The organism is Polynucleobacter sp. JS-Safj-400b-B2 (genome assembly GCF_018881975.1).
Classification (GTDB): domain Bacteria; phylum Pseudomonadota; class Gammaproteobacteria; order Burkholderiales; family Burkholderiaceae; genus Polynucleobacter.
The window spans coordinates 23,098-34,415 of record NZ_JACVPJ010000018.1 but is presented as its reverse complement, the minus strand read 5'-3'; the positions used below and the strand labels follow the sequence as shown (position 1 = coordinate 34,415).

The 11,318-nt window shown below is 43.4% G+C and carries 9 protein-coding genes; 7 read left to right on the top strand and 2 right to left on the bottom strand.

The window, feature by feature from the left end; translation table 11 throughout:
- Positions 1-392 precede the first annotated feature (392 nt).
- On the bottom strand, positions 393-980 hold the full coding sequence (locus tag ICN48_RS12690) for a TetR/AcrR family transcriptional regulator (RefSeq protein WP_216154049.1): 588 nt from the start codon (positions 978-980) through the stop codon (positions 393-395).
- Positions 981-1,187: 207 nt separating this feature from the next.
- Here ICN48_RS12690 and ICN48_RS12685 point away from each other — a divergent pair, with 207 nt between their 5' ends.
- The 7 genes from ICN48_RS12685 to ICN48_RS12655 all read left to right on the top strand — a co-directional run bounded on the left by ICN48_RS12685 (position 1,188) and on the right by ICN48_RS12655 (position 10,682).
- Positions 1,188-1,457, top strand: a complete 270-nt coding sequence (locus ICN48_RS12685) for a hypothetical protein (protein ID WP_216154048.1) — start codon at positions 1,188-1,190, stop codon at positions 1,455-1,457.
- Positions 1,458-1,463: 6 nt separating this feature from the next.
- Complete coding sequence (locus ICN48_RS12680) at positions 1,464-3,632, top strand: type I secretion system permease/ATPase (protein WP_216154047.1); 2,169 nt, start codon at positions 1,464-1,466, stop codon at positions 3,630-3,632.
- On the top strand, positions 3,629-5,026 hold the full coding sequence (locus ICN48_RS12675; RefSeq protein ID WP_216154046.1) for an HlyD family type I secretion periplasmic adaptor subunit: 1,398 nt from the start codon (positions 3,629-3,631) through the stop codon (positions 5,024-5,026). The genes ICN48_RS12680 and ICN48_RS12675 overlap by 4 nt, the downstream gene beginning before the upstream one ends.
- Complete coding sequence (locus ICN48_RS12670) at positions 5,016-6,434, top strand: TolC family protein (RefSeq protein WP_216154045.1); 1,419 nt, start codon at positions 5,016-5,018, stop codon at positions 6,432-6,434. Before ICN48_RS12675 ends, ICN48_RS12670 begins: the two co-directional genes overlap by 11 nt.
- Before the next feature lie 70 nt (positions 6,435-6,504).
- Positions 6,505-8,283, top strand: coding sequence for a carbohydrate-binding protein (locus tag ICN48_RS14040; RefSeq protein ID WP_216154044.1), 1,779 nt, complete (start codon positions 6,505-6,507; stop codon positions 8,281-8,283).
- Between the two features lie 276 nt (positions 8,284-8,559).
- Positions 8,560-9,036 carry an ion channel gene (locus ICN48_RS12660; protein WP_216154043.1) on the top strand — a complete coding sequence of 159 codons (477 nt, stop codon included), beginning with the start codon at positions 8,560-8,562 and terminating at the stop codon, positions 9,034-9,036.
- A gap of 200 nt (positions 9,037-9,236) precedes the next feature.
- Positions 9,237-10,682 (top strand): DASS family sodium-coupled anion symporter, encoded by a 1,446-nt coding sequence (locus ICN48_RS12655; RefSeq protein WP_216154042.1) that lies wholly within the window; start codon positions 9,237-9,239, stop codon positions 10,680-10,682.
- An 82-nt stretch (positions 10,683-10,764) separates the two neighbouring features.
- On the opposite strand, the gene speG is transcribed toward ICN48_RS12655, so the two are convergent.
- On the bottom strand, positions 10,765-11,292 hold the full coding sequence (speG, locus tag ICN48_RS12650) for a spermidine N1-acetyltransferase (protein WP_216154041.1): 528 nt from the start codon (positions 11,290-11,292) through the stop codon (positions 10,765-10,767).
- Between the last annotated feature and the right edge of the window lie 26 nt (positions 11,293-11,318).

Sequence of the window (11,318 nt, the reverse complement as noted above, 5' to 3'; positions counted from 1 at the left end):
TTGCCAGCGTTCCCACATTAAAGCCTTCTGGGTGGCCGTGTAATAGATTCGGGGCCGTTGTTTCATGAGCAACACTCCTTTTGCTTACGCAGTTTGTAGTGTGTTGCATCGATCAGTTGAATTCAAGGCTATTAATTGACATTTGAAAGCCGTGGGTTGCAACACTCTGTAGTGTAAAAAGAAGCCATAGACTCGGGTAATGACTTGAGTCCAGCTAATACAACTGCTTTTGAGATGGTTCAAGCTACCAAATTGATCTCTAAACAGCTCGGCCTGATGGAGTAGTTTCAAGTAAAAATACACAGCTGAAGGCTCAACCTTATTGTGTTCGACCTGGCCTCTTCATGACATCGGGAACTACTTTGAATAGATGCGCAGCACAATGTCTTTAACTATAGTCTTGTGAGCCTGGGTGCCGGCAATGGGATTTTCTTCCAAAAAGGGGTGATTATTGCGGTTAGAGATGTTCGGTTAAGGAACGGCCACTCCTCTTCAGAAATATCGCGTATGGTTCCGGAAGTGTTGCGCTGAATAAAGGCTCTAACGTACGGATACAAAACCTTAGAATAGGAGGAAAAGAACTCTGGTTTGCTTGCATTTTGATAGTACAAGGACAGAGTCTCTTTTTTAGCTGCTATTGGCTTTTGATTCCACTCAGCAAATGTTTGGTCAATCATATTGTCAGCAGCCATATCTAGGGTCACTTCAGGCCCTAGACCTTCTAGTAATGTAATTAATGAATTTAGTCTTCGGCGAACTTTTCGTATTAACAAACTTGCAAAGATACTATCTACAGAAGGGAAGTGGTGATATATCGCTCCAACTGAGATAAAAGCCTTTTTGGCTATCGACTGGACGTCGATCTTTTTCGATGGAGTCTGGACCGTTAAATCCTCGACTGCATCAAGTATTTTCTCGACGCGTACCTGACTGCGAACTTGCTTGGATTCCTTAGTAAGGTAGTAATCAGAATTGCTCATAAATTTAAGATCTAAATGGATTTAAGTAATTCTATCGGCAAATTACAAAACATTCAGAAATTAATACCGAATGGATTCGATATATAGGTTGACAAGCCTTTACTTAAATAGGTTTTTAGTAAATTCATTACCGAATAAAAATACGCTAATTTTGACCAAAAGTGTGAGTAATATCCTTACATAGAAACAGTTTGACCGGAGCGAGAATTGAAAAAAATTATCGTAGGTTTAGCAGTAATGGACATTTTTGGGCATGTAAATGCTCAAACAAAGGATGAGATTTGCAAAAACCTAGCTCAAAAGATTCAATACAGTCAATCGAACTTGCAAACAAGTTTGGCCAGAGCATCCGCGTGGCCTGTTCCATATATTGATGGTGGTAAAGCGGCTGATCTGGCAGCGGTTGATCGAATGGAGCAGTCGCAGAGAGGTAGCCAAATGCAGTTAACTCAAATGTATATGCAGTACTGCCAGTAACAAAAAATGAACATCAAAATAAGTAAAGAACCCGATGCTAATCCTGATGCAGACTCCAATGTCAATGCTGAGGCAAAGATAGATTCTGGTCTTTGGGCCATTCTTTCGATGGCTGCATTGCATGGCATTTCAGCTGATGCCTCCAAAATCACTCATGATTTTGGCGCCAAGCTGACAAATCAGCAAATACTGTTGGCTGCTCGTGATCTCGGTATGACTGCGAAGCTTATTAAGCAGGATGTTAGTCGGATGAATAAAGCCCCCTTGCCGGCTGTTGCCATTAGTAAAGAGGGTGAATATTTCATCGTTGCAAAGCTCATTGAAGAAAAGCTGCTGATTCAGCATCCAGGGCAGGCGCCGTTACTAATCACTTTGGATGAATTATTTTCTTTGTGGACTGGTGAATTCATATTTTTTACGAGCAAGGCGAGCTTTGCTGGCGCAATGGCGCGCTTTGATTTCACTTGGTTTATTCCGGCTATTGTGAAATACCGAAAATTATTGGGTGAAATATTGATCATTTCACTCGCATTACAGCTTGTTGCCCTAATTACTCCAATGTTTTTCCAGGTCGTGATGGATAAGGTTTTGGTCAATCATGCAATGAAAACTCTCAATGTCATTGCTATAGGCTTAATTTGCTCCATGGTATTTGAGGCCGCCCTCAATGGCATTAGAACCTGGGTCTTTGCGCATACCAGCTCTAAGATTGATGTGGAGTTAGGTGCAAGACTATTTCGTCATCTTCTCAATCTTCCCATTTCCTATTTCCAATCTCGTAGGGTAGGCGACTCTGTCGCTCGTATTCGAGAGTTAGAAAACATACGCTCGTTTTTAACTGGCAATGCCATGACTGTGGTTTTGGACATACTCTTTTCGTTCATCTTTCTGGCGGTCATGTTCTGGTATAGCCCTTTGCTAACCTTAGTTGTCCTCATATCAATACCCTTATATGTAGTCATTTCGCTTTTCTGTACCCCAATCATTCGTGATCGTTTAAATGAGAAATTTAATAAAGGCGCAGAAAACCAATCTTTTTTAGTGGAAACCATCAGCGGCATTGATACGGTGAAGTCAATGGCAGTTGAGCCACGATGGGTTCAAAAATGGAATCAGCAATTGGCGGGGTATGTCACTGCAGGTTTATCGGTAACCAATGTGTCAACTGTTGCAAGTGGCACTGTCGGCCTTATTAGCAAGGTCGTTACCGCGCTCATTATGTGGATTGGTGCAGGTCTTGTCATTGATAACAAATTAACCGTGGGTGAGTTAATCGCATTTAATATGCTTGCCACCCAGGTTTCTAGTCCAATCTTGCGATTGGCTCAGCTATGGAATGACTTTCAGCAGGTGGGCATCTCTATGAGCCGCTTGGGAGATATTCTTAATACGCATACGGAGATAGATGGTCAGAAAACTCGCCTTTCTCGCCTACAAGGAGCTATTAGTTTTGAAGGTGTTTCTTTCCGTTATCGGGCGGATGGAGTAGAAGTTCTCAGGAATGTGAATTTATCAGTATCCCCGGGGGAAGTCATTGGCATTGTTGGCCGCTCTGGTTCGGGTAAAAGTACCCTCACAAAATTGGCGCAGCGTTTATATGTCCCTGATCGAGGAAAAGTCTTGGTGGATGGCCAAAATATTGCCATCATAGATACGGCCTCATTGCGTCAGCAGATCGGTGTTGTTCTTCAAGAAAATACTCTGTTTAATCGTTCCGTTAGAGACAATATTGCCTTAAGTAATCCTAGCCTACCTTTTGAGGCTATCGTAGCCGCTGCGACGTTAGCAGGTGCACACGAGTTTATCTGTGAGCTCCCCGAAGGATATGACACCATGATTGGTGAGCATGGCACAGGTTTATCTGGTGGGCAGCGGCAACGTATTGCGATTGCTCGGGCCCTAATCACCAATCCTCGCATCTTGATTTTTGATGAGGCAACCAGTGCGCTTGACTATGAATCAGAAAAAATTATTCAAGACAATATGCGCTCTATTTGTCAGGATCGTACGGTTCTGATAATTGCGCATCGTTTATCAGCCGTACGCGATGCTAATCGCATCATCGTGATGGATAAGGGTCAAATTGTTGAAATAGGTTCACATCAAGAGCTATTAGAAAATCATGCAGGCATCTACCATCATCTTCATCATTTGCAAGATGGAGGCAAATCATGAGCTTGCGCCATCGAACAGAAGCAATCAAAGAGCTACTTGGGCGCTATCGCGAATCCTTTCTTTTTTGGTGGGAGCGTCGAAAACAATTGGATCTTCCGGATCTCAAAGCTCATGAAGCAGAGTTTTTGCCAGCAGCACTTTCATTACAGGCTACACCAGTCTCGCCAGCGGGACGATGGGTGGCACGTATTCTCATTGGCTTCATTTTTTTGATTCTATTGTGGTCAATATTTGGGAAGGTCGACATTATTGTCAATGGTCAAGGAAAGATCATTGCTGGGGGTTATACAAAAACCATTGCCTCAGTAGAAACGGCAAAAGTAATAGGACTCTTTGTTGAAGAAGGCCAGCATGTTAAGGCTGGAGATCTTCTCATTGAGTTAGATGCAAGAGGCGCTGATAGTGATCATAATAAGGCAGAGGGAGATCGTCAATTAGCGCTATTACAAATGGAGCGTTCTAAAGCGCTCCTGAGTGCCATTCAAACAAGTACTCCTCCAACATTAGCCCCGATTCAGGGGGTAGATGAGGCGCACTATCAAAGTGCAGTAAGCCACATGAATGATCAATGGGGTGAATATTCTGCTAAACGAGCAAGGATTGCATCTCAAGTGAAGCGATATAGCGCTGCTTTACCTCTGGCTACACGTCGTGCTAATAACTACGCTGAATTGGCTAAGGATCACGATGTCTCTGAGCATGCTTATTTAGAAAAAGAGCAAGCACGTATTGAAATTTTGGGGCAGCTAGATGACGCTAAGACACAATTAGCATCACTGACTTCAGAGACCCGTAAAACACTACAAGACGAACTCTATCAAGCCACTCGTATTTGGTCTGGTGCAGCACAAGATGTCAACAAAGCGGCTGCACATAGTGAGCAGTTACGAATAATGGCCCCTGTTGATGGCACTATCCAGCAGTTAGCAGTTCACACCATTGGTGGCGTAGTGCCAGCAGCGCAAACAATTATGGTCTTAGTGCCGGACAGTCAGAATGTTGAATTAGAAGCCTATATTGAAAACAAAGATATTGGTTTCCTGAGAGATGGCCAAAAGGCACAGGTCAAAATTGACGCATATGAGTACATCAAGTACGGCACTATTCCCGCAATAGTGAGTCATGTATCGAGAGATGCAATTGATTTTTCAAGCAATGGTTCTGGATCGATTTCCAATAAAGACCCGCAAACTAATAAAGAGGGTCCTAAAGGATTGCTTTATGCCGTTAAGGTCACCATTGATAAGCCAAGCATAGTAGTGGATGGCAAAGATATGCCATTAACCCCAGGCATGACTGCTAATGTTGAAATTAAAACAGGCGAACGTCGCATTATCGAGTATGTCCTCTCTCCTTTAATTACCCATGGTCGGGAGAGCTTGCATGAACGCTAAGCTACTTCATTTGATTTGGCCCTTCGTGTTTAGTGTTGCACAAGCCTCGCAAGATGTCGGCGTTCCTGATCTATGGATTGACCCCTTAGGGGCTGCCCCTCCAGTGTTGGCAAAGGGACCTTTTTTGCCTGATCAATCTCCCATTGTGTGTCCTGCACAGGTAGATCTAAATCAGCCCTTGGCTTTAAGTGAAGTTATCGACTTAGGTTTATGTAATAACCCGCAGATTAAGCAAGCTTGGGCAAATATCAAAATTCAAACCGGTGCTGTGGGTGAATCCCGCGCTGCATATTTACCAACATTAAATGCATCTTTGAGTCCGCAGCAAACTCAAGTTAATTACCCTCAGGCGACATATGCCAACAGTATTACTAATGGACAAAGTACATATGCCAATCTGAATTGGCGCTTATTTGACTTCGGCGGCAGGGGAGCAAATCGCGCATCAGCAAATTTATTACTGCAATCAGCGCTTGCTGCTCATGACGCTAGTATGCAGAAAGCTATGTCTACCATTATTGGTAATTATTTTGACACCTTAACTTCACAGGCTACTGTTAAAAGTAAAGAGTTATCTGTGCAATATGCACAGGCTGCATTGGACGCCACAATCCGGCGCGAGAATCAAGGAGTATCTGCTAAGAGCGATACTCTACAAGCTCAAACAGCCCTTTCAAAAGCGCAACTTGCTAGCAACCGAGCTCAAGGTGAATATCGTAAGACTCTGGCGAGCCTCATTTTTGCCATGGGTTTAAGTGTACAAACCAAAATAACATTGCAGGAGCCGCAAGAGCAAACTCATAAACAAACCCAAAAAGATTTGGACGAGTGGTTACAGGCTGCGCAAAAAGAACATCCAGCCATTAAGGCGGCAAAGGCTAAATGGGGATCTGCTCAAGAAAAAATTACTACCGCTCGCTCGGAAGGTTTGCCAACTATCGATTTTTCAGGGAATTTTTATAAAAACGGTTACCCCAATCAAGGCTTGCAAGCGGTTAATTCAAATACGACTTCAGTTGGATTTGTTATCAATATCCCATTATTTGAGGGTTTTAGTAGAACTTATAAAATTCGAGGCGCTCAAGCCCAGGCCGAGAAAGCTGGGGCCGAGATGGAAGAGGTCGAACATCAAATTCTGATGGAAATTGTGAAGTCGTATTCAGACACAAGTTCATCCATTGTTAATTTAGATGCTTCTGAAAAGTTATTGCAGTCTGCCAACTCTGCCGTTCAATCCTCGGTCAAGAGATACAGCCTCGGGGCTGCTGATATTTTGGAATTACTCTCAACACAAACTGCCTTGGCAGAAGCTCAGCAGGAAAAAATTCGGTGTATTTCCGAATGGCGCTCATCACGTTTAAGACTATTGGCAAGTGCTGGGCTACTAGGAAAAGGGGGTATGCAATGAAACCCTCCTCATGACTTCTTTCACAAAAAGGCTTTAGTTAACCTTGTAAATATTATGTAAGGAACATCAAATGGCTACAACAACTGCAACATACTCACCAACTGCTGTCTATACCGCTGGTATGACAGTAACGTTAAATGGAATTACGTATCAAGCAAATTATTGGGTTAGTGGTACAGACCCAGCACTAAATAGTGGCACCTCTAGTTCTGGTCAGCCTTGGACCATAATTGCTGGTGGCCCTACTAATCCTGCTTATTCAGCAACCGCTGTCTATACTGCTGGCCAAACAGTAACCCTAAACGGCGTTATCTATAAGGCTAATTATTGGGTTCAAGGAAAAGATCCCTCTAAAAATAACGGAGTGGCAAATACTGGTCAGCCTTGGACTGTTGTGTCAGGGACTACAACTACTCCACCCGTTGTAACCCCACCTGTAGTTACTCCTCCGGTGGTAACACCGCCGGTGGTGACTCCGCCTGTAGTAACCCCACCAGTAACTATCACTACTGATCCTTTGGTTTACTCTGCGACAGCAATTTATACCGCTGGTCAATTAGTTACCTACAACGGCAATACCTATAAAGCAAATTGGTGGGTTAGTGGCGATGATCCTGCCACTCACAATGGTGGCTCCAGCTCTGGTCAGCCTTGGACGCTCGTTGGGCCTACCAAAATTACGGCTCCTAATGCACCTATCAATTTAACGATGACAGGTGAGACAAATACCGCCGTTGGTTTATCGTGGGCAAGTGGTGGAGGTTTGCCAACAAGCTATATTGTTTTTCAGAATGGCGTGCAGGTAGCAACTACAAAAGATACAGCCATTGCAATCAATGGATTGAACCCTGGCACGACTTATAAATTCTCGGTCGAAGCAGTGAATGCCCAAGGCGTATCCCCAAACACTACAAGTCTGACAACCACCACATTAACCGCTGCTCCAGCGGGGCCAGTATTTTCACCTTATGTTGATATGACGTTAAACCCCGGGGAAAATATTGTGCAAATGGCAGCCACTGCAGGTCTGAAAGCGCTGACAATGGCTTTTGTTCAAAGTAATGGCAAGGGCGGTGTTGGGTGGGCTGGAATAGATAGTATTGCCAATGACTCTTTTCCGAATGGCAATAGCGTGCTTGCCGATGTTAAAGGTCTTCAAGCTGCGTTAGTAAAGGTGACTATCTCATTCGGAGGAGCCGCTGGAATCGATCCTGCTTTGGTAGCTACTTCCGCCGCCCAACTGCAAGCCGAATACCAATCAGTGATTGATCGCTACGGTGTAAAGTCACTGGACTTTGATATTGAGGGCGCTGCAATCGATAACGTTGCGGCTAATAAGCTCCGTGACCAAGCCTTGAAAGCATTAGAGGCTGCTAATCCTGGTTTGGAAGTGATCTACACCGTACCTGTATTACCTCAGGGCTTGGTAGATAATGGATTGAACTTACTAAAGCAGGCTAAGGCAGATGGGGTGCGTATCGATATCGTGAACATCATGACGATGGACTATGGCACAACGGTCGATAATGGTGGAAAAATGGGTCAAAATGCAATTGACGCAATTAAAGCCACCGAAACGCAGCTCAATAACTTAGGTATGCAATCTACTAAGATTGGTGCTACTGCGCTGATTGGTGTAAATGACATTGTGAGTGAGGTATTTACTCTTGCAGATGCGCAGCAATTGGCGAGCTATGCGGCGACTGATTCAAGAGTGGCTGAGCTCTCAATGTGGTCTCTAAATCGAGATAACGGTTCTGGTGCGGGGTCCCCGACATCTAACCCCACAAATAGCTCGGTTTCACAATCCCTATTTCAGTTTGCATCGATATTAGGCGGTCACAAGTAGAATTAAAGCCAGCAAATGAATGGCCCAAAGAGAAATCTTTGGGCCATTTTCTATCTGAACCACTACACAAAACGCTACACACCGATAATCAGGCGCTATAACCTCTTGAAATCCTAGAGGTTTTCTTTGGATATCTGCTCTCATAATCCTTTGGTCCCAGGTTCAAGTCCTGGTGGGTCTACCAGATAAAACCCTCATCAGAAATAGTGTGGGTTTTTTGCTTCTCCTATTTATGGCACTATTTGGATTACCAAGCCAATTAGCACAGGGTCCTAAATGATTAGTCCGTCTAGCCACTTCTTTAATTTTGATGCAATACTTTTTGGCGGAGCAATGCTTTTTCTATTGCTCATTTTTCATGCCGTCTACAATTATTTCGTTACTAATGCCTATCAGATATTTTCTAGAAAATTTATTCTCGATAAGAAATTTCGTTACACCCTCTTTCTTTTTTATGGACTATCTTTTGTATTGGTAGGATCTCATTTAGCTGAAATATTTATATGGGGTGCGACTCTTTTTTATGCTGGGCTAGTGCCAAATTTTGATCAGGCAATTTTCTTTGCGGGAAGTGCCTATACAACAGTGGGATATGGCGCGATGCCCTTACCTGCAGGCTGGGATCTGTTGATGGTTGTTATTGCACTAGATGGCATGGTCGCATTTGGTTGGACAATCGTTAATTTAGCCAATATGCAGCGCACAGTCCATGTTGCGCGAAGGTTGGCTAAGTCAGATGGTTATTTTATGTAGCGATTCTTTACTTTAGAACTCGGTATACGTTTTCTTGCTCACCGCTATTGACCATCTTAAGGGTTGATTTATATCAGGCATTCACGGCCTTCTACCCTCATCAGTAATAGCGGGGCGTTTATCTTCGTACTAACGCTTATATACCGATCAATAGCCATCCATATAATGGGGTATCAATTAATAAAAAAGGTAGGGGCACAATGAAGCAAAATTGGCGATTCTGGCTTCCGTTCGTTGTGGGCTTTTCATTGTATTTTTGTCCCACCCCTGCTGGGCTTGAGAACAATCAATGGCATTACTTTGCCATTTTTGCTGCTGTCATCGTTGGTTTGGTTGTCGAATCCATGCCGGTGGCTGCAGTCGGCCTTATTGGTTTAACGCTAGCTGCAATTTCTGGTTTTATTGAAAAAGATCCCAACAAAGCACTGCGCTGGGCCTTGTCAGGCTATTCTGCAAGTACTGTTTGGTTAATTGTTGGGGCATTTATTTTTTCTATAGGCTATAGAAAGAGTGGTCTTGGTAGGCGCATCGCCTTACATCTCGTCAAGGCTATAGGTAAAAAAACGATTGGTCTCGCATATGCTGTGACATTAGCTGATGCATCTATTGCACCTGCCACCCCGTCAAATACGGCACGAAGTGGCGGAACTATTTATCCGATTGTCAGCAACATCCCCCATATTTATGGCTCAGAGCCAGGGCCTACAGCAAAGAAAATTGGTACTTACATCATGTGGTGCGCCTTTGCTGCAACTGCTGTCACCAGTTCGATGTTCTTGACTGCTTTAGCGCCAAATATTGCAGCTTTAGGTATAGCTAAAAAAACGATAGGCCTTGATATTCAATGGTCGCAATGGTTTTTTGGATTCGCACCATTAGGCATCTTGCTGCTCATTTTGGTTCCGCTCCTAGGCTATCTAGTTTGTAAACCAGAAATCAAAGAGAGCCCAGAGGTTCCAGCATGGGCGCTTGGCGAGCTTCAGGCAATGGGCTCACTTTCTCGAAATGAAAAAATTATGTCAGTCTTGGTCTTATTGGCCATGCTACTTTGGATTACAGGCTCTAATCCTGATATCACATTACCCTTTTTAGGTTCCAACTTTATTAACCCAACGATGGTTGTTTTTGTCATCATCTCCCTAATGCTTCTTTTGAACATCATCACATTTGACGATATCGTGAGGGAGAAAGGTGCGTGGGAAGTCTTCTTTTACTTCACCTCATTACTCACCTTGGCCTCTGGACTCAATGAAATTGGTTTTATTAAATGGCTTGCGACAGGAGTTTCTCAGCACCTAGATGGAATCTCCCCAGCGATAGCCACCCTGCTTTTAGTGAGCCTATTTTTTTGGATTCACTACGGATTTTCTAGTATCACATCTCATGCAGCGGCCGTGCTGCCTGTCGTGCTTGCGGTAGGACAAGGAATCCCCGGGATAGACATGACCGTTCTTACTTGCTTGTGTCTTTACTCTTTGGGTTTGATGGGAGTAATTTCGCCTTTTGCAACAGGCCCCGCTCCTTTGTACTACGGTAGTGGTTATATTGGTAAAACTGACTTCTGGAAGTTTGGCCTAATATTTGGAATGATTTTTTTCCTCGGGTTAATTGGTATCATTTATCCATGGCTAGTATTTTTACGTTAGTAATCAAGTTAAATGTATGGCCAATAAAATTCAAGGTCATTGATCTATTTGTGCCACGAGGTGTTAAATAAAGTCATGGACTTTAATTCGATGATTTGGAGACAAACTCATTTTGAAAGATTGCCATGCAATAAGCATCGCGATACATACCGTCGGCAAAATATTCTTGTCTTAGGAGACCCTCTTCTTTGAAACCAAGTTTTCGATAGACATTAATTGCTCGTTCATTTTCAGAATCCACAACGAGCGAAAGTTTATGGAGATTTAATATCTTGAATGCATAGTCCATGGCTAAAACAACGGCTTGTGTCGCAAAACCTTGACCTTGATATTCTGGGCTGATGATTAGCTGAAATTCAGCGCGACGATGGATGTGGTTAATTTCGACTAATTCAACCAAACCTACTGACTTATCGCCCTGAACGACAACAAAACGACGCTCACTTTGATCGTGAATATGCTTTTCATATAAATCACTCAGCTCAACATAGGCTTCATAAGGCTCCTCGAACCAATAGTGCATAACTGATTCATTATTATCCAGTTCGTGGACAAAACGTAAATCTTCTCGTTCTAGGGGGCGCAATCTTAAGGCGGTATTTGTGGTCATTTGTGTAATCCTTGAATTGATATGAT

Bases quoted from the DNA above. Each gene is read 5' to 3' on its own strand.
- ICN48_RS12690 (WP_216154049.1), bottom strand. From the start codon at position 980: ATGAGCAATTCTGATTACTACCTTACTAAGGAATCCAAGCAAGTTCGC.
- ICN48_RS12680 (WP_216154047.1), top strand. From the start codon at position 1,464: ATGAACATCAAAATAAGTAAAGAACCCGATGCTAATCCTGATGCAGAC.
- ICN48_RS12675 (WP_216154046.1), top strand. From the start codon at position 3,629: ATGAGCTTGCGCCATCGAACAGAAGCAATCAAAGAGCTACTTGGGCGC.
- ICN48_RS12670 (WP_216154045.1), top strand. From the start codon at position 5,016: ATGAACGCTAAGCTACTTCATTTGATTTGGCCCTTCGTGTTTAGTGTT.
- ICN48_RS14040 (WP_216154044.1), top strand. From the start codon at position 6,505: ATGGCTACAACAACTGCAACATACTCACCAACTGCTGTCTATACCGCT.
- ICN48_RS12660 (WP_216154043.1), top strand. From the start codon at position 8,560: ATGATTAGTCCGTCTAGCCACTTCTTTAATTTTGATGCAATACTTTTT.
- ICN48_RS12655 (WP_216154042.1), top strand. From the start codon at position 9,237: ATGAAGCAAAATTGGCGATTCTGGCTTCCGTTCGTTGTGGGCTTTTCA.
- speG (WP_216154041.1), bottom strand. From the start codon at position 11,292: ATGACCACAAATACCGCCTTAAGATTGCGCCCCCTAGAACGAGAAGAT.